This is a genomic window from Vibrio ziniensis (assembly GCF_011064285.1).
In the GTDB taxonomy this organism is placed as follows: domain Bacteria; phylum Pseudomonadota; class Gammaproteobacteria; order Enterobacterales; family Vibrionaceae; genus Vibrio; species Vibrio ziniensis.
In genome coordinates this window covers 88,825-109,653 of sequence record NZ_CP049331.1, presented here as the reverse complement: position 1 = coordinate 109,653, position 20,829 = coordinate 88,825, and the positions used below count along the sequence as shown (strand labels likewise).

Annotated in this window: 16 protein-coding genes; 6 read left to right on the top strand and 10 right to left on the bottom strand. The window is 44.8% G+C overall.

Annotated features, from left to right (window positions below; translation table 11 throughout):
- Nucleotides 1-148: 148 nt before the first annotated feature.
- The 3 genes from ftsX to ftsY all read right to left on the bottom strand — a co-directional run bounded on the left by ftsX (nt 149) and on the right by ftsY (nt 3,096).
- On the bottom strand, nt 149-1,117 hold the full coding sequence (gene ftsX, locus G5S32_RS00495) for a permease-like cell division protein FtsX (protein WP_165309991.1): 969 nt from the start codon (nt 1,115-1,117) through the stop codon (nt 149-151).
- Nucleotides 1,107-1,781 carry a cell division ATP-binding protein FtsE gene (gene ftsE, locus G5S32_RS00490; RefSeq protein WP_165309990.1) on the bottom strand — a complete coding sequence of 225 codons (675 nt, stop codon included), beginning with the start codon at nt 1,779-1,781 and terminating at the stop codon, nt 1,107-1,109. The genes ftsX and ftsE overlap by 11 nt, the downstream gene beginning before the upstream one ends.
- A 79-nt stretch (nt 1,782-1,860) precedes the next feature.
- Nucleotides 1,861-3,096: a signal recognition particle-docking protein FtsY gene (ftsY, locus tag G5S32_RS00485; RefSeq protein WP_165309989.1), complete on the bottom strand. Its 1,236-nt coding sequence runs from the start codon at nt 3,094-3,096 to the stop codon at nt 1,861-1,863.
- A gap of 480 nt (nt 3,097-3,576) precedes the next feature.
- Between ftsY and rsmD the strand changes: the two genes are divergently transcribed.
- Both rsmD and G5S32_RS00475 read left to right on the top strand, forming a co-directional pair.
- Nucleotides 3,577-4,173 carry a 16S rRNA (guanine(966)-N(2))-methyltransferase RsmD gene (rsmD, locus tag G5S32_RS00480; protein WP_165309988.1) on the top strand — a complete coding sequence of 199 codons (597 nt, stop codon included), beginning with the start codon at nt 3,577-3,579 and terminating at the stop codon, nt 4,171-4,173.
- Nucleotides 4,174-4,185: 12 nt separating this feature from the next.
- Nucleotides 4,186-4,452 (top strand): DUF1145 domain-containing protein, encoded by a 267-nt coding sequence (locus tag G5S32_RS00475; RefSeq protein WP_165309987.1) that lies wholly within the window; start codon nt 4,186-4,188, stop codon nt 4,450-4,452.
- An 81-nt stretch (nt 4,453-4,533) separates the two neighbouring features.
- Here the strand turns inward: G5S32_RS00475 and fhuB are convergent, their stop codons facing one another.
- The 4 genes from fhuB to G5S32_RS00455 form a co-directional block, all read right to left on the bottom strand.
- Nucleotides 4,534-6,501, bottom strand: coding sequence for a Fe(3+)-hydroxamate ABC transporter permease FhuB (gene fhuB / locus G5S32_RS00470; RefSeq protein ID WP_165309986.1), 1,968 nt, complete (start codon nt 6,499-6,501; stop codon nt 4,534-4,536).
- The gene (locus tag G5S32_RS00465) at nt 6,498-7,430 is read right to left on the bottom strand and encodes an iron-siderophore ABC transporter substrate-binding protein (RefSeq protein ID WP_165309985.1); all 933 of its coding nucleotides are present in this window, start codon (nt 7,428-7,430) and stop codon (nt 6,498-6,500) included. The genes fhuB and G5S32_RS00465 overlap by 4 nt, the downstream gene beginning before the upstream one ends.
- Nucleotides 7,421-8,206, bottom strand: coding sequence for an ABC transporter ATP-binding protein (locus G5S32_RS00460; protein WP_165309984.1), 786 nt, complete (start codon nt 8,204-8,206; stop codon nt 7,421-7,423). Before G5S32_RS00460 ends, G5S32_RS00465 begins: the two co-directional genes overlap by 10 nt.
- 143 nt (nt 8,207-8,349) lie before the next feature.
- Nucleotides 8,350-10,455 (bottom strand): TonB-dependent siderophore receptor, encoded by a 2,106-nt coding sequence (locus G5S32_RS00455; RefSeq protein ID WP_165309983.1) that lies wholly within the window; start codon nt 10,453-10,455, stop codon nt 8,350-8,352.
- A gap of 136 nt (nt 10,456-10,591) precedes the next feature.
- On the opposite strand from G5S32_RS00455, the gene G5S32_RS00450 reads away from it, so the two are divergent.
- The gene (locus G5S32_RS00450) at nt 10,592-12,421 is read left to right on the top strand and encodes an ABC transporter ATP-binding protein (RefSeq protein WP_165312687.1); all 1,830 of its coding nucleotides are present in this window, start codon (nt 10,592-10,594) and stop codon (nt 12,419-12,421) included.
- A 170-nt stretch (nt 12,422-12,591) separates the two neighbouring features.
- Here G5S32_RS00450 and G5S32_RS00445 read toward each other — a convergent pair whose 3' ends face one another.
- Together G5S32_RS00445 and recQ are read right to left on the bottom strand one after the other, a co-directional pair.
- Nucleotides 12,592-12,897 (bottom strand): DUF3630 family protein, encoded by a 306-nt coding sequence (locus G5S32_RS00445; RefSeq protein WP_165312686.1) that lies wholly within the window; start codon nt 12,895-12,897, stop codon nt 12,592-12,594.
- Nucleotides 12,887-14,722, bottom strand: coding sequence for an ATP-dependent DNA helicase RecQ (recQ, locus tag G5S32_RS00440; protein WP_165309982.1), 1,836 nt, complete (start codon nt 14,720-14,722; stop codon nt 12,887-12,889). Before recQ ends, G5S32_RS00445 begins: the two co-directional genes overlap by 11 nt.
- A 312-nt stretch (nt 14,723-15,034) precedes the next feature.
- Between recQ and rarD the strand changes: the two genes are divergently transcribed.
- The 3 genes from rarD (at nt 15,035) to G5S32_RS00425 (ending at nt 17,561) form a co-directional block, all read left to right on the top strand.
- Complete coding sequence (gene rarD / locus G5S32_RS00435; RefSeq protein WP_165309981.1) at nt 15,035-15,952, top strand: EamA family transporter RarD; 918 nt, start codon at nt 15,035-15,037, stop codon at nt 15,950-15,952.
- 73 nt (nt 15,953-16,025) lie between these two features.
- Complete coding sequence (locus G5S32_RS00430) at nt 16,026-16,820, top strand: AraC family transcriptional regulator (protein ID WP_165309980.1); 795 nt, start codon at nt 16,026-16,028, stop codon at nt 16,818-16,820.
- 81 nt (nt 16,821-16,901) lie between these two features.
- Nucleotides 16,902-17,561, top strand: coding sequence for a LysE family translocator (locus tag G5S32_RS00425; RefSeq protein WP_165309979.1), 660 nt, complete (start codon nt 16,902-16,904; stop codon nt 17,559-17,561).
- Between the two features lie 982 nt (nt 17,562-18,543).
- Here G5S32_RS00425 and uvrD read toward each other — a convergent pair.
- Complete coding sequence (gene uvrD / locus G5S32_RS00420) at nt 18,544-20,718, bottom strand: DNA helicase II (protein ID WP_165309978.1); 2,175 nt, start codon at nt 20,716-20,718, stop codon at nt 18,544-18,546.
- Between the last annotated feature and the right edge of the window lie 111 nt (nt 20,719-20,829).

Below are 20,829 nucleotides of genomic sequence, written 5' to 3'. Positions count from 1 at the left end.
CTCTGATCTGGAGCCAATTTAATCTAACAATCTTGAACCCAAAATGAACAGGATTCAAGACCGATTGGTTATTATGCATAAACAAATGTTAGTGACAAGTCAACTAGCCACCCAAATATTGTTTTTACCTAATAATGACAAGGATTCGTTACACAGGTTCAATTTCTTTTAGATGACGTTGAGCTGCACTTTTCGCTGCAACACAACCTAAGAAAGTTCCTAACATGAGTAGCAGTAAAGTTTCATCCCAATTTAAGCCGATTAATCTAAACTGACTATCGTACAGCTTAGCTAAATCCTCTACTGCACCATTAAGAACTATCGTAATGAAAGCCGTCAATAACCAAGCCGATACCGCACCTAAAACACCAAACCACATGCCTACATATAAGTAAGGGCGAAGAATGAAGCTATCCGTTGCACCTATCAGCTTCATGGTCTGAATTTCTTCTTTGTTTGCCTGAACGTTGAAACGCAGTGTGTTTCCGATAATCAGAAACACCGAAGCTAGCATCAGTACCGACAAACTTATTACCACAATAGTTGCCAAATTACGGATAGCATCTAAGCGGGCCATCCAATCTTCATCTAAACGAACGTCAGTCACACCTTCTTGGTCACGAATGGATTCTGCAATCGCCTTAATTTCTAGGTCTGTTTCCACGTTGGGTGACACGATCAATACACCAGGCAGCGAATATTCATCAAGCAAGCTGATCGCTTGGTCGAAACCAGAATGCTGACTCAAATCTTGTAGACCTTGTTGTGGAGAAATGTACTCGACTTTTTCTACGTCAGATCGGCTTTCAATTTCATCCTTAATCACCATAATTCTTGGCTCAGGAGTATCTTGTTTAATGTATACGCTAATCTGTGAAGGGCTGGCGACATTGTCTGCTACTGACGCAATATTCTTACTCAACAAATATAAACAGGCTGGCAGAGTTAAAGCCATAGAAATGACCGCTAAGGTAAGAATGTTACCCATCGGACGCTGCCAAAGACTAAAGAAAGAGGCTTTCGCTTGCTTGATATGAACCTTGAGAAAACCATCAGTTTTCATTCTTTTCGCATCGCGGGATTGAGTTACTTTTTTATTTTTCGGCTTAACGGCCATAATCTTCAACCTCACTTAAAAAGCCCTGATTTAACTCTAAGTGGCGATACTGAGGACGAGAATTCACTAAGTTATGATCGTGGGTTGCCAACAATATAGTTACCCCTGCGCGATTGAACTCTTCAAACAGATGAAGAATACGGGTCGACAGTTCAGGATCCAGATTACCAGTAGGTTCATCGGCCAATAAGAGCGTCGGTCTATTTACTACTGCTCGAGCGATACCGACACGTTGCTGCTCACCACCTGATAATTGGCTAGGTAAACAGCGGGCTTTATCCAACAGCCCGGTTTTATCTAAAGCAGCTGAAACGCGGCGCTTAATTTCATTTTCTGAGATGGATTCAATGCGCATTGGCAACGCGACGTTATCAAATACCGTTCTATCCATCAAAAGGCGGTGGTCTTGGAAAACAATCCCAATGTTACGACGCAAAAAAGGTATATCTTTATTGGGAATACGCGTCACATCATGACCATTGAAACTGATTTTACCGTCGGTAGGCCTCTCAATAGCACAAATGAGCTTAAGCAAAGTACTCTTACCTGCGCCGGAGTGACCGCCCAGAAAGGTCATCTCACCACGACGTAAATGAAAATCGACTTTCTGCAGAGCTTGTCGCCCGCCTCGATATACCTTACTCACCTGTTGAAACTTGATCACGCATCATTCCTTTTGTGCATCGAGATACCCTAACGGGTATCTCTCTAGGGTATGTTACTGTTCGGTTTATTTTCAGCTATTACTCGTCACGACTAAACAGCGCGTCGATAAACTGTTGCGTTTCGAACGGACGAAGATCTTCAATACCTTCACCGACACCGATAAAGCGAATTGGAATTTGGAACTGATCAGCAATTGCGAAAATCACACCGCCTTTAGCCGTACCATCAAGCTTGGTTAGTGTAATACCTGTAATAGGCGCTACATCGCTAAACAGTTTTGCTTGGCTAATCGCGTTCTGACCTGTCCCCGCATCCAACGTCAGCATGATTTCATGTGGTGCTGAATCATCAATTTTCTTCATCACGCGAACGATTTTACGCAGCTCTTCCATTAGGTTCGCTTTATTTTGCAAGCGACCTGCTGTATCTGCGATGACCACATCAACACCACGCGCTTTGGCGGCTTCAATCGCATCGTAAATCACGGAAGCACTGTCTGCGCCAGTATGCTGAGCAATAACAGGAACCTTGTTTCGCTCGCCCCACACTTGAAGCTGTTCAACGGCTGCTGCACGGAATGTGTCACCCGCGGCCAGCATCACTTTCTTACCTTGCGATTGGAACTGTTTCGCCAGTTTGCCGATGGTTGTCGTTTTACCAACCCCGTTAACACCAACCATTAAGATCACATAAGGTGTTTTTGCTGTATCAACGACTAGAGGTTGTTCAACCGTAGACAGAATTTCTGCCAGCTCACCTTTCAGTAGATCGTACAGTGCTTCGCCATCTTTTAGTTGCTGACGAGATGCTTTTTCTGTCAGGTTTTCAATAATTTTTAATGTGGTGTCCATTCCCACATCCGCAATAAGAAGCTGTTCTTCTAGCTCTTCAAACAAATCGTCATCGATTTTTTTGCCTTTGAATAAGCCAAAGAAACCTGCGCCAATGTTGGCTTTAGTACGACTTAAACTGCGTTTAAGGCGAGCAAAAAAGCTTTCGGTCGGTTTTTCCTGCTCTTGAATTCGAGGCTCTTGAACTTGAGGTTCTTCGTCTGCTATAACTTCTGCTTCTGCTTCTGCTTCTGCTTCTGCTTCTGCTTCTGCTTCTGCTTCTGCTTCTGCTTCTGCTTCTGCTTCTGCTTCTGCTTCTGCTTCTGCTTCTGCTTTTTCAGTCTCGACTTCCTCAACCAGCTCTTCAACCGTTTGTTCTGATTCTGATTGTTCTACTTGTTCTTCGGCTGCTTTTGTTTGGCTCGGTTCTTCATCACCAAAGCCAAGCCATGACAGTAAGCCACGCTTCTTTTTTTCCGTCATCTGAGGATATCCTAGATTTTCTTAACTGATTATTTTTCTAAACTATGACTCTTTTCTTAAAGAATTATCCTTAAAAAGAAAAGAAAAATGACAAAGCAGTGATAACTTTCTTCTTCACTTGGTAAACTTTGCCATATTTATGAATGCTTATCTTCAGCAAAACTATTATTACTGAAAGGTTGGCTATATACCCAAGTGACCTCACAATGCGGGATTCAGAGCTTCATCAACGAGTTCAGAGCAAGCTTAATAACGGTAGGAATGGCATTCCCTTTCAACGTTATTGAGCGCAGAAATGGGCTCGTTGATGAGCTCCCAAAGGGCGAGTTTTATTCGCTCCTATTCTGCGTTACTGATTTTCTACGTAGAATAACTATGTTTTCAAATCAGTGCCTTGCCTAAGAGCGAATAAATTCTCGCTGAACAAGCATCTTGAGGTCACTTGAGTATAATAACACTTAATTAGCGGTCAAAAAATCTATGGTAAGACGTCGCCAACAAAACCCATCACAAAATCGTGCTCCAAGTGGGCAAGTTCGTATTATCAGCGGCTTATGGCGCGGAAGAAAACTACCCGTTCACGATGCTGAGGGTCTGCGCCCAACCACAGATAGAGTCAAAGAAACTCTGTTTAACTGGATTGCTCAAGACGTGCCAAATGCCAAATGCCTTGATCTATTCGCAGGCTCTGGCGGTTTAGGCTTTGAGTGTGCTTCACGTCAGGCAGAAAGCGTGACTATGTTGGAATTAAACCCTCAAGCTTTCAACCAGTTAAAAACCAACATTGGTACGTTAAAAGCAACCAACATCGAAGCGATTAATACCGACTCTTTAGCCTATCTGAAGCAAAGCGGCTCACCTTTTGATGTGGTATTCATCGACCCGCCATTTCGTAAAGGCTTGTTAGAAGAAACACTACAACTGCTTGAGCAAAATGGATGGCTTGCTGATAACGCTATGATTTACATAGAAACCGAAAAAGAATTATCGTTACCTGAATTACCAGCAAGCTGGCAGCTATACCGAGAAAAAAGTGCTGGCCAAGTATGTTACCGCTTATTTGAAAAAAACGTTTGAAAGGACCACAGAATGAAAGCCCTATTAGTTTTAGCCAAAGCAGCCATCGCATTTGTCTGGATCGTTTTACTACTTAACATCTTTATGCCATTTCCCGGTAAAGCGGCTATCGCGCTTTACATCATGACTGCATTCCTCTTCATGATGCATGGCCTGCAAATGCTGATATTTGTCGGCGCATTTGGCGACAAAGTAAAAACCAGCAGCTGGGAAAAATGGTCAATACTGATTTTCGGCATCTTCGCTCTACTCGATATTCGTCGTAAACATATGATGTAATTCCATTTTACGTAAAGCATCGTTGCAGCAGTGAATTTTCCACATTGATATAAAAAGAGCCCATACGGGCTCTTTCTTTGATTACTTAGCTCGGCTAAATACCAGCAGTAACAGAAAATAGCTGCCGCCAAGTATTGCAACTATGGTTCCCGCCGCAATCTGCATTGGATACAGCATGACTTGCCCTAACCAATCCGCCCATAGCATTAACGAGCCGCCAACTAAACTTGCCACCAATAGTTGCTGCTTTGCTTTCTGTGCTCCCAACATCATCGCCATATGTGGTGCGACTAAGCCAACGAAAGAGACTGGCCCCATCGTTGCTGTCACTAGTGCACACAATAGAGCGACCACAATGAGCAGAACTAAACTGGCCGTTTGCGGGCTTAACCCTCGCGCGCCAGCAAAACTGCGTCCAACAGAAATCAAAGTTAGCCAGCGTGACGCCAGCAAAGCAACGCAGGACAATCCCGCCACTCCGGCCGCCAAATAGAGACTTTGAGAAGGGGTTACTCGATACGTCGAGCCCGCCAACCACAACAAGATTTGATAACTGTCTGCAGAGCCTTTTGATAGACAGAACTGCACCAGTGCTTCTAGCAATGCAGTAATGGCAATACCTGTCAGAATTAGGCTAGAAGGAGCGTATTGATGACGTTTACCTAAAAATAGCAGAGCAATCAGAACAACCACACTTCCTAGCAAAGCCGTCGCCCAGTTAGTGCCCATCATCGACTGTCCAAGGAACAAACTGGAAAACACTAGGGCGAATGTAGCACCGGAAGATACGCCAAGAATGTCTGGGCTCGCTAATGGGTTATAAATCAAACGTTGCAGAATCGTACCCGCTATCGCCAAACCAATGCCAGCAAACAACGCCGTTAAAGCTCGCGGCCAACGCAATTGCCATTGATAGTCACTTGGGATAATCCAACTCCAGCTGTTATCACTTACTTGCACAAAAGCGTGCAAAACAATCGCGAAAGCAAACGCAATGACAAGAATCGATACACTTCGTGTGCTCACATTGCTGCGATGATGAGGCAAGCTGATAGCCAATGTATCTTGTGCTTTTAATTGACGGCGACTAAACCAGATTAATGCCGGTGCACCAATCGCTGCGGTGGTAATGCCACTAGGAACGACTTCCGCTGTCCATAAGCTGAGCCACATAGAAAGCATGTCAGTACACAGCAGCAACAACGCACCAAGCAACATGCTCGAATAAAGTTCCATCTTTGGCGTTCTAGCCCCCATAGCGCGAGCAATGTTCGGCGTTAATAAACCGATGAAGCCAATCACGCCTACCGCCGTAATGGATGCTGAAACCAGCCAAATGCCCGCAACCATCAATAACAAGAACGCAGGAATCACAGCCAGACCACGAGCGGCAGCACCCTGATGTCCTAATCTCATCAGAGTGAGAATTCTGGGCGCTACGATTAATAATGGAATAGCGATAGCTAAACGCGGAAGTAGCCACTCAAGCCACTCCCAACCATTCTGCGCTAAATCTCCCGCTCCCCACATAAATACGTTTTGAGCAAACTGTTCATTGAGCAAAATGATTGCCGTTGCGATTGAGCCAAGGAGAATATTCACAACCATGCCGGACACCACTAATGGCAAGCCGGTCATGTTATTCACACCTGTGATGAGTACAATCACACCGAATGCACACAAGGCGCCGACCATGGCTGCAAGCGCACTGTAATCGGCGATTAAATCCGGGAACCAGATATTAACGACGATTAATGCCAGCCAAGCACCGGAAGATGTGCCCAGTGTCAGTGGTGAAGTCAGAGAGTTCTGCGTGAGCTGCTGCATTAGGCTACCTACTAGACCTAACATCGCGCCAACGAGAATAGTGATAGCCGCCCTTGGTAATTGAGCATAGAAAAAATTGAAGTCCGCAAACTCTTGCGCTTCAGTAGCTAACGTTGCAAGGCTCCACTGCATCGACAAACTGAGTTCGTTGCCAATCTGCAAACTGAACACTGCCGCCAGCAGCACCAATAAACCAAGCAGGTTTAAATGAACCAACCTCATGACTTTGGCGCAACCTCCAGCAAGCTTTCGGTCAATGCTTCAGCCGTGTAAAGCAATGACATGGCACCGCCGTAACTCCAAACTGCACGAACCGCATTCACCTTGCCACTGCGGACAAAAGGCATCGCCTTCCACAACATAGATTTATTGAGTTTCTCTTGCTCTGGGAATGGCAAGATATAGAGCACGTAACCGTCTTTCACATTCTGCAATTCATTCAGGCGTTTTTGAACAATACCCCACTGAGCTGCAGGTTGTGGTAGCGCTGTTCTTAAACCCAATTTATCAACCACATATTGAGTCGTTGAATTTTCACCATACAAGAACACTGATGTTGTGCTGGCAAAACGCATTGCCACTACAGATGGTAATTCTTCACCAAATGCCGTATGTAACCTTGTACTTAACTGCTGAAAGCGCGAATCCAAGTCCGCTAGTTTTTGATCTGCGAGAGCTTCTTTTCCAAGTAATTTTGCGAGCACTCTAAATTGCTCAATAGCCACTTGTGCAGACTGATCCAACTGTTCAAAGTTAGGCAAATATACAACAGGAGCAATGCGCTCTAGCGCTGGAATTAAATCTTTTTGTGGCGAAGCCGCAATAATCACATCCGGCTTTAAGGCTGAAATTTTATCGAGATTGGGCTCGGAGCGAGTACCAATATCTTCAACGCCAGCAGGAATAGCAGGCTGAGCAACCCACTCGGTATAAGACGGCAGATTTGGCGCACCAACTGGTGTGATTTCAAGTTCTAAAACCTGCTCCAATAGATCCCAGTTCAACACTACAACACGCTGAGGAGATTGAGCGAAAACCTGCTCACCACGACTATCTTGAATATGAATCTCCGCTAATGCCTGACAAGAAAGCAATAAACTGGAAATAACAACGAGGCTTTGACATGCCTTTTTCAAACTTTTTAAGCACATACGATAGCGACCTTATTGGTTTTGGATTCAGCCACTGGCTGCGGATGTTCAATCAATTTGATAGGAGAATGGTAAAGCTCTGAGAGTCGCTGTTCATCAAGCAGTAATTCAGCCGCGCCTTCAAAAGCAATTCGTCCTTGCTTAAGGGCAACAATGTGAGTGGCATAACGCAGAGCTAAATTTAGGTCATGGAGAATCACTATGATGCCACACCCTTGTGTCTGGTTAAGTTCAGAAAGTAGAGCCATTAATTGATATTGATGGTGTACATCAAGCGCCGAAGTCGGTTCATCAAGAATCAAAACTGGTGATTGCTGCGCAAGCAACATCGCAACCCAAGCTCTTTGACGTTCACCTCCAGACAGTTCATCCGCTAGAGTATTCGCAAAGTCTGTAACACCTGTTTTGGCAATCGACTCATCAATAATGGTTTCATCTTCCGCTTTCCAGCGACCTAATGCACCGCGCCAAGGAAAACGGCCTAAACGAACCAATTCACGCACTGTTAAACCTGCAGAGGTAGGCAACTTTTGCGGCAGAAACGCGACGGATTTCGCCAATTCTTTTGTAGCTAAAGATGAGAGAGATTGTCCATTTAGTTCAACTCGACCTTTATCCGGCGCTTGCTGGCCAGACAAAAGACTGACTAAAGTAGACTTACCTGAACCGTTGTGCCCAAGCACAACCGTTAACTCATTGGTGGGAATGTTCAGCGAATCCACAGACAAGATAGTTCGCCCACCTCGTACCATTTCAACACCTTGTAAGTAATACATCTCTCTCTCCCTAAATCTGGGAAATCCCCCATAGTTTACTTATGAGGAGACTATGGGGATAAAAACGACAATTCCCGCAAGAAGCGGGAAGAGATTATTAAAGCAAAAACTCACTCTCATTGATAAGTGTGAGTTTAAAAGGATTACCAGCGATAGTTAGCACTTAGCACCACACTACGAGATTGGCCGTAGTAACACCAATAGTCACAACCTGAGATATATTCTTTATCAAATAAGTTGTTAACATTTAGCTGTGCTTGCCAAGCTTTAGTAATGTCGTAAGAGGCCATCATGTCGACCAGGGTAACACTTGGAATCGTTAAATCGCTGGATTTAGGGTTGTCTTTTGACTCACCGATATAACGAATACCAGAGCCAAATTTCCAACCATCAAGCCCCACTTTGTTTGCATCGAAGTCTAGCCATGCAGAGGCCATATGTTCAGGAATCAAAGCTGCTTGTTTGGTTCCTTGTCCTGATGTTTCATCGGTTTCAGCTTTAGTGTATGTATAGCTAGCCGTTAACTTAAGACTATCTGTTAGGTATCCAGTGGTTTCAACTTCAACACCTTGAGAAGTTACTTCGCCTGTTTGAGTCGCCACATATGTGGTTGGATTAGTAACTAACGCATTCTTTTGTGTCATATCGAACAAGGCTAGATTTATGTAACCATTGTAAAAACTTGGTTCATATTTCACACCAACTTCTGCTTGCTCACCCTTTAGCGGTTTATACAGCTCACCAGTTGTACCATCTATTGTACTCAACACATCAAAAGATTGCGCATAACTCACATAAGGAGATAGACCCACTTTAGAAAGGTACATAACACCTGCATCAAGCGAAAACTCTGAGTCCGTACGACTCTTATTCTGTGCATTTGCTTGGCTTACGTTTTCTGTTTTTACTGAATCAAAACGGCCACCTAGTGTAGCAATCCATTGTTGATCAAATTTAATCTGGTACTGAGCATATAAACTAGCTTGATCTTTCGTGATCTCACGATCTGCCGCTGCAGCTTCATCAATCGCAGTGTAGTTGCCGTAAACCGGGTTGAATGGGTTAATACTACCAAAGCTATAGTTGTCAGCTTCTACACCATCTGTTTTGTGGTGTTGCAGATCTAAACCAAATAGAACGGTATTAGCGATGCGTGACGATTCCCATTTAGCGATGGCATTATTATCCACAGTAAAACTTTCTGTCTTACCATCACGGAAAACTAGTCCTTGGTAGAGAGTATCTGTACTTGGATCTGAGTTCATAAAGGAGTAACTGCTACGAAGATATAACTCGTTGTACCCGTAGTTAAACTTCTGAGTCAGAGCCCAAACATCATTTAATTCATGCTCAATAATGTAGCCGGCAGAAATCTGTTTACGTTCATACTTATCGTAGTCAGGTTGACCCAAGTTAGTAGATGGGTCAATCGAACCATAATCAGACGCAGTTAAAGTACCGGCAGCAGGGAAAAACGGGTTCGTTGGAACACCCTTATCTTCTAAATAGCTTGTTAGTAAAGTCAGAGTTGTACGATCTGAAATGTCGATAGCTAAACTTGGCGCAATATAAAAGCGATTATTTTCAGTACCGTCTAATTCACCGTCATTTTCCTTCATTAAACCAACTAAACGGTAGCGTATAGAACCATCTTCATTAGCATAATCAGAAATGTCCAAAGACAAAGAACGAAGGTTATTGCTACCTACTTGTAACCCTACCTCACCTTGAGGTGTATCCGTTGGTTTCTTCTGAACAGCATTAACAACACCACCTGGAGGCGCTTCGCCATAAAGGATAGATGCAGGGCCTTTGAGCACTTCAACTTTTTCTAAACCGTACGGTTCAAGCAACCAAGTATAGTAACCATCCTTAAATAGACGGCTTCCATCTAGATAAGTCGCAGCATCAAAACCGCGAACTTTAATCCAGTCAGTATCGTTATCTGCACCGTAAGGTTGAGAGGTCACACCAGAGGTGTAACGAAGTGCTTCATCCAATTTTTGTGGTGCACGATTAATCAAGTCTTGCCCAGTTACCACTGAAACTGACTTCGGTGTTTCTTGCGCTGGCGTATCTACCTTAAGCGCAGAAGCAGTAACGACAATAGTCTCTACTGCTTGAGAATCTTTTTTGGCAACGTCTTCTGCCAAAACGTTTTGACTAATTAGAAGCGAAAATGGCACCAAGCTAAAGCGAAGAGCGGTGCGGATTGATTGTCCGAGCCTTGTTGGGCGCGTATTGACCATGGTGTAACCCCTGCTAAAAAATTTGAGAACTATTGTCATTATCATTATTATGCGTACGGCATTTTACTGATAAACATCACAATTGGAAGTACAAATGCGAAGCAATCTCAATTTCATTAATCTAGGTCAAAAAAACATGTTCCAATGGTTTGAAAAACTTACCGAGGCATTCCCTAAAGAAGAACCTCAAAAGCCACCAAAAACCTTGTTTGCTTTTTGCCGTCATTACACTCGTGGTTTTGAAAAGCCATTACTGATCATGTCGATTTTAAGTGCCTGTGTTGCTATCGCTGAAGTAACGCTTCTGCGTTATATGGGTGAGTTGGTTGATATGCTAAGTAGCCAAAATCCAGACACCTTTTGGGCAGACCAAAGCGGTCGCCTCTGGTCGATGGCGATTCTTGTCGCATTGGTTATGCCGTTACTGGCGTTTCTGCATTCCAACATCATGCATCAGACCTTGCTCGGCAATTACCCGATGTCAATCCGCTGGTTAGTACACCGCTACATGCTGAAACAGAGCGTCGGCTTCTTTCAGAAAGATTTCTCAGGGCGAGTTGCCACAAAAGTGATGCAAAGTGCCCTTGCTGTTCGCGAAACCGTAATGAAAATGGTCGATGTGTTGGTGTATATCTCTGTCTATTTTGTTTCGATGATTTGGATGATGGGAGAATCCGATATGATACTGATGCTGCCTATTCTTATTTGGTTGATTACCTATGTGGGCATTCAGTTCTACTTCATCCCGAAAATGAAGCAAGTTGCGACTGAACAAGCAGATGCTCGCTCATTAATGACTGGGCGCATCGTCGACAGCTACACCAACATCACCACAGTAAAACTGTTTTCACATTCGCAACGTGAAATGGATTATGCCGAAAGCAGCATGAAGCTGTTTTTGAAAACCGTTTATAAACAGATGCGTATGGTTACGTGCCTACTATTTAGCGTGGACGCAATTAACTACTTGTTGCTGTTTTCTATCGCTGCGCTCTCTATCAATCTCTGGTTAGATAACGCCGTTACCGTGGGTGTGATTGCAGTTGCAATTAGTATCGCTTTGCGTGTTCAGGGCATGTCTAAGTGGATCATGTGGGAAGTGAGTGCGCTGTTCGAAAACATCGGTACGGTAGTAGATGGCATGAACACCATCTCCAGCGATGTTGAAATCAAAGACGTAGCCAATGCGCCTGATTTGACAGTGACACAAGGCAAGGTGGAATTTAATCAGGTCGATTTCCATTACAGTGAAGATAAACCTGTCTTCCAATCGCTGAATCTGGATCTAAAACCGGGTGAGAAAGTCGGTATTGTTGGACGCTCAGGTGCGGGTAAATCAAGCTTAGTTAACTTACTACTACGTTTTTACGACGTTCAGTCCGGCACAATTTCTATTGATGGTCAGAATATAGCAGCGGTGACACAGGAATCTCTGCGTCAACAAATCGGTATGATCACGCAAGATACATCGCTTCTGCACCGCTCAATTCGTGAAAACATTCTTTATGGCGATCCAAACGCTGATGAAGAAGCACTTATCTGCGCAGCCAAGCAAGCACATGCTCATGATTTCATTATTGATTTGAAAGATGAACAAGGCCGCACGGGTTACGATGTGGAAGTGGGTGAACGAGGCGTGAAGCTTTCAGGTGGTCAGCGTCAGCGTATCGCTATCGCGCGTGTACTACTGAAAAACGCTCCGATACTGATTATGGATGAAGCAACATCCGCATTGGACTCTGAAGTGGAATCTGCGATTCAAGAGAACCTTGAAGTGCTGATGGAAGGTAAAACCGTTATTGCCATCGCCCACCGACTATCAACCATTGCTGCCATGGATCGCCTGATCGTCATGGATAAAGGTGAAATCATCGAACAAGGCTCACACCAAGAGCTGCTTGCTCAAAATGGAGTATACGCTCAGCTATGGACTCACCAAACTGGTGGGTTTATTGGCGAGGTTTAATTTTTATTTAACTCCTGCCTCTTAGTCAAAAGTCTTTGCTCCTCCCCTTTCGAAGGGGAGGCAGGGTGGGGTTGCTTTCACCGCACTTAATTAAGATTGCCGTGATTAATAAGTTCGGTGGACTTCACCCCCCTCTAACTCCCCCTCATCTGAGGGGGAGAACTAAAATCTTAAATTCCTCGAGCTAATAAGCCTGCAATAAAATCCAGTTCTTCTTTGCTCTGCCCTTCGCTCAATGCCTCTAGCCACACGCATTCACTGTAGTGCTCAGCACGCAGCATCAAACGACAGCCTTCGAAATCAATCAGCCATGAATGAAGATCGGCATCTTGTTGTTTCTCTACTGCGCTTGCAGACAACAAAGTAAGTAAACGCTCACCCATTGCAGGAAAACTATCAAATTCAAACGCCTGAGTTTGAACAATCAGTCGACCTTCTAGTGCCAGATATTCCTTTAAACCGAACTCAGCCATGATGGGTTAAATGCTCCTGAATTAAATCTAAGAATGGGTCGGCATACTTTTCTAGCTTGCGCTGACCAACACCGTTGACTGCCAACATTTCACCGTAAGAAGTTGGCAAAATCTCCGCCATATCAATCAAAGTTGCGTCGCTGAACACCACGTAAGGTGGCAAACCATCTTCATCCGCAATGGACTTACGCAGCTTACGTAATTTCGCAAACAGCTTCTTATCGTAATTTTTGCTCGAAAGCTTATCGGATTTAGCCGCGCGAACAGCGGTGTCTAGACGCGGAACCGCCAATTCCAACGTCATATCACCACGCAACAATGGGCGCGCTTCTTCTGTCAGTTGCAGTGTCGAATTTCGGGTGATGTTTTGATACAGCATGCCTTTATGTATCAACTGGCGGAAAATGCTCACCCAGTAATCGTGGCTGTGGTCTCGCCCAATACCGTAAGTAGAGATTTTATCGTGACCATTTTCGCGCACGCGGATATTTTGCATGCCACGCAGCACTTCAACCGCATAACCAATACCGAAGTTTTGGTTGATACGATAAACACACGACAGCGCTTTGCGCGCTTCATCTGTCGCGTCAAAATGCTTTGGTGGATCAAGGCAGATATCGCAGTTACCACAAGGCTTTTCACGATATTCACCAAAATAATTAAGCAAAACCTGACGACGACATGTCTGCGCTTCGGCAAAGTTACTCATCGCGGTCAATTTATGGGTTTCAACCTGCTTTTGAGGACCTTCGTCTTTCTCATCCAACATACGGCGAAGCCATGAAATATCAGCAGGGTCGTATAACATCATCGCTTCTGCGGGTAAACCATCACGACCAGCTCGACCTGTCTCCTGATAGTAAGACTCAATATTTCTTGGGATATCAAAGTGAACCACGAAACGGACGTTCGGCTTATTGATACCCATACCAAACGCGACTGTAGCGACAACAATCTGAATATCATCTCGCTGGAAGGCTTCCTGCACGTACGCGCGTTCATCCACTTCTAACCCAGCGTGGTAGCTGGCTGCGCGAATGTGGTTGTTGCACAGTTTTTCGGTCAGCATTTCCACTTTCTTGCGGCTGCCGCAATAGATGATTCCACACTGCCCTTTTTGCGTCCCCAAATAACGGATGACTTGAGAAACCGGCTTGTGCTTTTCAACTAGGGTATAGCGGATATTTGGGCGATCAAAACTGCCGAGATAAATATGAGGCTCAGTCAGATTAAGGCGGTGCAGAATATCGCTACGAGTCGCGTCGTCAGCGGTTGCAGTCAGCGCCATAATCGGCACATTGGGGAATAGCTGCTTTAACTGCCCTAGCAATGCATACTCTGGACGGAAATCATGTCCCCATTGCGAGATACAGTGCGCTTCATCCACAGCGATCATCGACAACGGAATGCTGTGCAAACGCTCAATAAATTCGTTAGTTAGTACTCGCTCCGGTGAGACATAAATCAGCTTCACCTGCCCCGCATGCATACGGTTATAAACACTGATCAGCTCTTCACGGGTTTGTGTCGAGTTAACGCATTCCGCTGACACACCGTTGGCTTTCAACTGGTCAACTTGGTCTTTCATCAATGAAATCAGCGGTGAAATCACCACAGTGATACCCGAACGGACCAAAGCTGGAATTTGATAACAGAGAGACTTACCACCACCAGTTGGCATGATGACTAGGCTGTCGTTGCCCTCAATCGCCGTATCAATAACTTCTTGCTGACCTTCTCTAAAAGATTGATAGCCGAATACGTCACGCAAGACATCTGTCGCAGTCAACGGTGACTCTGATTGTTCAGCAAGTAAAGTGGCAGTCATGCAAGGTCTCAGTGATGGGTAAATCCATTGATGCACAAGCATCAAAATTAGCTCGATATTGTAGAGACGTTTAACAGTGAATAAAACCGCTAAATGTATAAGAAAATAGCGAACTCGAAGCGACGCAAAGAAAATTGCGAGAAATCAAACCTCCACCGTATGGCTATTTTATTTTGCTTGCGGGCAATTCCTTAGCTGCACAGTCAGGTATTTTACGTATATACTGCCAATTCCTTTCAAAATACTCTGTAATACCTCTATAAGTGCAGCCATTTGTAGCAGGTATCGAACACTCTCAATCGAGAATAAATAATGACTCCAGAAGAGCAAACAAACGCCAAAAAAGGCGTACTACTGGCTATCGGTGCCTACACTATGTGGGGTGTCGCACCTATTTATTTTAAAACCATTACTTTCGTCCCTGCTCTGGAAATCCTCTGCCATCGAGTTATTTGGTCGTTTTTCTTTTTAGCGATAATCATACATTTTAGTCACCAATGGCGTAACGTTGTCAGCATTTTCCAGTCAAAATCGAAGATGTTATATCTAATTGCAACAGCGCTACTTATCGGTGGCAACTGGCTGATTTTCATTTGGGCAATCAACGCCAACCATATGCTTGATGCTAGTTTGGGTTATTACATAAACCCGCTGATCAACGTCGTCTTCGGCATGCTGTTTTTAGGTGAGCGTCTGCGTAAACTTCAATGGTTTGCGGTAGGACTTGCTGCGATTGGGGTGGCAATTCAGATCGTCGTTTTTGGTTCTGTGCCTGTGGTTGCTTTCTCGCTAGCACTATCATTTGCTTTTTATGGTCTGCTGCGCAAAAAGGTCAGTGTGAATGGTCAAACAGGACTGTTCATTGAGACTTTGGTGTTACTGCCAATTGCGTTCATCTACCTAGCTTGGTTTGCCAATTCAGCCACCAGCTCAATGGCGGATAACGATTTACACCTGAATTTACTACTGATCAGTGCTGGTATCGTGACTACCTTGCCTTTGCTGTGTTTCACCGGCGCAGCAACCAAATTGAAGCTTTCCACTTTAGGCTTTTTCCAGTACATAGGTCCTAGCTTAATGTTCTTGTTGGCGGTACTGATTTACGGTGAGTCGTTCTCGACAGATAAAGCCATCACTTTCGTATTTATCTGGGGTGCGTTAGTGGTGTTTAGCTATGACGGACTGACCCAAGGTAAAAAACGTACAGCAACGTTTGTTGCAGCTAAGTGATCGTTTTTTACAAGACAATTCTAATGTGACTGGTTAAGCTTGGTGAATTGCGGTTTCTTTCACCAAGCCTAACATGGACAAAATCCTCTACTCATCAACTCAAGATCAAGGGATAAGTTTGATAGAAGCTGATTATCATAAGTTTGCTTTCGATCGCCACTATCACCTGGATTTTCACATCGGGTTAATGACCAGCGGACAACAAAAATTCTCCCATCAAGGCACACAGCATAATGTTGGCTACGGCGATATCATCATCATGCCGCCCGACGAACTTCACGATGGTAGCTCTATCCTCGACTCAGGCTATCAGGTGCGAGTGTTTTCTATCGAACCGAATTGGTTTACCGATAACCTAGAGTTCACACAGCCGAGTGATATGTTGAGCTTTAAACAACTCATCATTAGCGATCCCCATCTCTTTGCACCTCTTGCCCAACTACATAAAAAACTCATGCAACCAAACTTGAGTCAATTAGCTCTCGATTGCATGCCCTATGAAGGTTTGGGTGGATTGGTTGAACGCTATGGTACTTTGAAACAAAAGGCAGCAATCCCGCTTGGAAAGCAATCACTGGCAACACTGAAAGAGTATCTCTTAGCACACTTAGATCAGCCGGTTCGCTTAGAACAACTTGCCACTCTTTGCTCTCTTAGCCCTACTCAGTTTCAGCGCCATTTCAAAGCGCGTATGAACATGACACCTTACGCTTGGCTAACTCGTCTGCGTATCGAACAGGGAATGAAACTGGTCAAGAGTGGTTTAACAGGTACTGAAGTCGCCATGCAGGTAGGTTTCTACGATCAGGCACACTTTACCAAAGCCTTTAAACACTGCTACGGCGTTTCCCCCTCTGCGATAAATTAAACACTTCACACTGTCAAAAATTTACAAGCCATTAAGAATCGGGCAAGGCACAATCACGTCATTCGCAGTAGGAGTCTTAATATGAATGAAGCCAGTATTCTTATCACTTTAGCAGGAGTGCATTTTTTAGCTCTCATGAGCCCAGGTCCCGATGTCGCGCTCGTGGTGCAAAATGCCACCCGCTATGGCCGCCAGACTGGTGTGTATATTGCCCTTGGTCTCTCTTTTGGTATCTTGCTGCATTCGATTCTTAGCATCACCGGCATCAGCTATTTGGTACATCAACAACCTGTACTGTTTGCGCTGCTACAATTGTGCGGAGGCAGCTATTTGCTTTACCTCGGTTTTGGCGCTCTAAAAGCCACGATAACGCACTGGAATTTGTCTGTAGAACGCTCTTCCTCCAGCCAAAAAGCATTATTACTGAGCAACAAGAGACAAGCGTTTTCGCGCGGTTTCATGACCAACATCCTTAACCCTAAAGCTCTGGTTTTTTTCGTCAGCTTAATGTCGACACTGGTTCCAGCAAGCATGTCGGTAACTGGCAAAGGTATCGCACTGCTCATCTTATGGAGCTTATCTTTGGCTTGGTTTGCCTGCCTTGCGTGGATGCTATCCACAGAGCGACTACAAGCTAAGCTCAATCAGGCAAGTCGCTATATCGATCTACTATGTGGTGTAATTTTTTCGCTTATAGGTCTCACCATTGTTTGGCAGTCTTTAACTAGTTTCATTCACTAAAAGCGAATAAATGTGGGTAGATATTCAATATTTGTGCAATTAGATCCAAAATGCAAAATGGCGGATCGCCCTTGATTCTTGTGCGAGATCTCTCACAAACGGATAGGGAAATATCTCTTTCTGCGCGAGAAAAATGATGTCGAAAACAATTAACTAACTGATTTTTAATGACAAGTTACTTTTTAGACAAAAAATATCCGCATGCAAACGATTTCTTTGCGTTGCTGAATACCTCGTTGTAGGTAATATGAATCCTGTCGGAAGGATGCTGACACGGAAATGGATCACTAAGGATAGTGAGCTTCAGGATGAAGTTACGGTTATTCAGGATGAATGATCGGCTTGGAAAGCGAAATGGACATTGAACGGACTCATTCGTTACTAGGATGGTAGCGACAAGGGAATGACAATGGACACCTCTGGATGAGGAAAGGACTTAACATCAGGATGATGTCAGGGACACCGCTCAGGGAACAAGTGATGAGAGCTAACGAGGATTGTTAGCAGATCAGGAAGATCATGGACACCGCTAGGATGGCGATGAAAGGATTGCGCTGAAGGATACAGCACACTTATCAAGGAATAGATGCAGGGAGCACCTATTAGTAGCTGGATTGCTGCAAGTAAGACTATAACCCCGAAGGGCTCACGCCCTCGGGGTTTTTCTTTATCTGAACAGTATGGAGCTGATACCATTCTGGAAAATTTCCTGATCAGTGAATGGGCGTCGATAAGCAACCCCTCTGAGCCATGGATGGCTCGGCGGAGCTTCAGGGACGAATAAATGCGCGTTTGACGCCCATTCGCTGCTCGCCGATGCTCAGTCTGATCATATTTTTATATAGGATGGTAGAGACATAAACCCGACAAGGCATTAGCCCTGCTTATCCATCCTCAGTTCCGCACGAGATGCATTCAATCTGGTAAACATAAAAAAACCTAGCACTAAGGCTAGGTTTTAATTTCAATAAATCAAACGTACTTACACTCGTTCCAGCTTGGCGTATGCAGTAACCAACCATTTGATGCCTTCACCGTTAAACGCAACCTGAACGCGGCTTTGTGGACCACTGCCTTCAAAGTTGATGATGGTGCCTTCTCCAAATTTCGGGTGACGCACACGAGAGCCTAGCGTAAAGCCCGTCTCATTAAAGCTCTCTTTGACAACGGTTTGACTGAAACGACCGCTACTTGCCGGACGGCTCACCTGCGCTTTCATTCGCACTTCATCCAAGCATTTATCTGGCAGCTCGCGAATAAAGCGAGAAGGCTTATGATACTTATCTTGTCCGTACAGACGACGCATCTCCGCGTAAGTGATGTAAAGCTTCTTCATGGCACGGGTCATGCCCACGTAACACAAGCGGCGCTCCTCTTCTAAACGCCCAGCTTCTTCTGCTGACATCTGACTAGGGAACATACCCTCTTCAACACCAACCATGAATACCATTGGGAATTCCAAGCCTTTTGCACTGTGCAGCGTCATTAACTGAACCGCATCATCGAACTCATCTGCCTGACCTTCGCCAGATTCCAATGCCGCATGGGTCAAGAATGCCGTTAGCAATGTCATCTCTTCTGCTTCTTCCGGCTTTTCGAACTGACGAGTTGCTGTTACCAGCTCCTCCAAGTTCTCTATGCGTGCCTTCGACTTCTCGCCTTTCTCTTGTTGGTACATTTCAAACAGACCCGAGGTTTTGATCACATGGTCAGTTTGCTCATGCAAAGACATTTCTGCACTGTCATCTTCTAGTGCGTTAACCAGTTCAATAAAGCGACCAAGCGATGTAGCAGCACGCCCTGCCAGTACTTTCTCTTCTAGCAATAGAACACTCGCATCCCATAAGGTGCAACCGCGATCACGGGCAGCAAAACGAATAGTATCTAAGGTTTTATCACCCAAGCCACGAGTGGGTGTATTCACTACGCGTTCAAATGCCGTATCGTCGTTACGGTTAGCAATCAAGCGCAGGTAGCTCAATGCATCTTTGATTTCCTGACGCTCGAAGAATCGCATGCCACCGTAAATTCGATAGGCTAAGCCAGCCTGAATCAGTGCTTCTTCCAACACACGTGACTGCGCATTGTTACGGTACAAAATCGCCGTATCTTCCAAAGAACCACCGTCTTCGTTCCACGCTTTGATTTTTCCAACCACAAATCGTGCTTCATCCAGTTCGTTGTAGGCTGAGTAAACCGAGATTAGCTCACCTTCGGCACCATCAGTCCACAGCTCTTTACCCATACGCTCACTGTTATTAGCAATCAGAGTGTTAGATGCTTCAAGAATGGTCTTGGTTGAGCGGTAGTTTTGCTCCAGACGAATAGTATTTACGCTTGGGAACTCTTGGGTAAACTTCTCAATGTTTTCTACTTTTGCTCCACGCCAGCCATAGATAGACTGGTCATCATCACCCACGATCATCACGTGGGTCTCTCTACCAGTCATCAGACGCAGCCAAGCGTATTGAATGTTGTTGGTATCTTGAAATTCATCCACCAAAATATGTTTGAAACGTGCTTGGTAGTGTTCACGAATATGTTTGTTATCTCGCAATAACTCTAACGTTCGCAGCAAGATCTCAGCAAAGTCGACCAATCCAGCGCGATCACACGCATCCTGATAGGCGGTATAAAGCTGAAGATAAGTCTGAGTGATAGGATCTCGATAGGCATCAATATGAGCCGGACGCAAGCCTTCGTCTTTCTTACCGTTAATCCACCACGATACCTGACGCGCTTGCCACTGCTTCTCATCCAAGTTCTGCGCTTTAATTAGGCGGCGCAACAGACGAATTTGATCATCAGAATCAATAATTTGGAAATCATCTTGCAGTTTCGCATCCAGATAGTGTGCACGCAGAATACGATGACAAATTCCGTGGAACGTACCATTCCACATCCCAGAGGAACTGCCCATCATCAGTTCTTCAATTCGACCCCGCATTTCTGCGGCAGCTTTATTAGTAAAGGTCACCGACATAATTGAGAACGGTGATGCCTGCTCTACCGATAATAACCATGCGATACGGTGAACGAGAACTCGCGTTTTACCACTGCCCGCACCCGCTAGCACCAGCAGGTTTTCTAGTGGCGCAGCAACTGCTTCGCGTTGTTTGTCGTTTAAACCATCGAGTAAAAGAGAAGGATCCATCATGACTTGGCTACTGGTTATTTATACATAATGATGACGATTATAACCCTAAAATCTACCAAGATGCTCGTTAAACAAACCAAATTATTGCTTCTGATTTCTGACCTCAACAAA

Excerpts from the sequence above, each read along its gene's own strand:
- ftsX (WP_165309991.1), bottom strand. The coding sequence starts at position 1,117 with ATGGCCGTTAAGCCGAAAAATAAAAAAGTAACTCAATCCCGCGATGCG.
- ftsY (WP_165309989.1), bottom strand. The coding sequence starts at position 3,096 with ATGACGGAAAAAAAGAAGCGTGGCTTACTGTCATGGCTTGGCTTTGGT.
- rsmD (WP_165309988.1), top strand. The coding sequence starts at position 3,577 with ATGGTAAGACGTCGCCAACAAAACCCATCACAAAATCGTGCTCCAAGT.
- G5S32_RS00475 (WP_165309987.1), top strand. The coding sequence starts at position 4,186 with ATGAAAGCCCTATTAGTTTTAGCCAAAGCAGCCATCGCATTTGTCTGG.
- fhuB (WP_165309986.1), bottom strand. The coding sequence starts at position 6,501 with ATGAGGTTGGTTCATTTAAACCTGCTTGGTTTATTGGTGCTGCTGGCG.
- G5S32_RS00465 (WP_165309985.1), bottom strand. The coding sequence starts at position 7,430 with ATGTGCTTAAAAAGTTTGAAAAAGGCATGTCAAAGCCTCGTTGTTATT.
- G5S32_RS00460 (WP_165309984.1), bottom strand. The coding sequence starts at position 8,206 with ATGTATTACTTACAAGGTGTTGAAATGGTACGAGGTGGGCGAACTATC.
- G5S32_RS00455 (WP_165309983.1), bottom strand. The coding sequence starts at position 10,455 with ATGGTCAATACGCGCCCAACAAGGCTCGGACAATCAATCCGCACCGCT.
- G5S32_RS00450 (WP_165312687.1), top strand. The coding sequence starts at position 10,592 with ATGTTCCAATGGTTTGAAAAACTTACCGAGGCATTCCCTAAAGAAGAA.
- recQ (WP_165309982.1), bottom strand. The coding sequence starts at position 14,722 with ATGACTGCCACTTTACTTGCTGAACAATCAGAGTCACCGTTGACTGCG.
- rarD (WP_165309981.1), top strand. The coding sequence starts at position 15,035 with ATGACTCCAGAAGAGCAAACAAACGCCAAAAAAGGCGTACTACTGGCT.
- G5S32_RS00430 (WP_165309980.1), top strand. The coding sequence starts at position 16,026 with ATGGACAAAATCCTCTACTCATCAACTCAAGATCAAGGGATAAGTTTG.
- G5S32_RS00425 (WP_165309979.1), top strand. The coding sequence starts at position 16,902 with ATGAATGAAGCCAGTATTCTTATCACTTTAGCAGGAGTGCATTTTTTA.
- uvrD (WP_165309978.1), bottom strand. The coding sequence starts at position 20,718 with ATGATGGATCCTTCTCTTTTACTCGATGGTTTAAACGACAAACAACGC.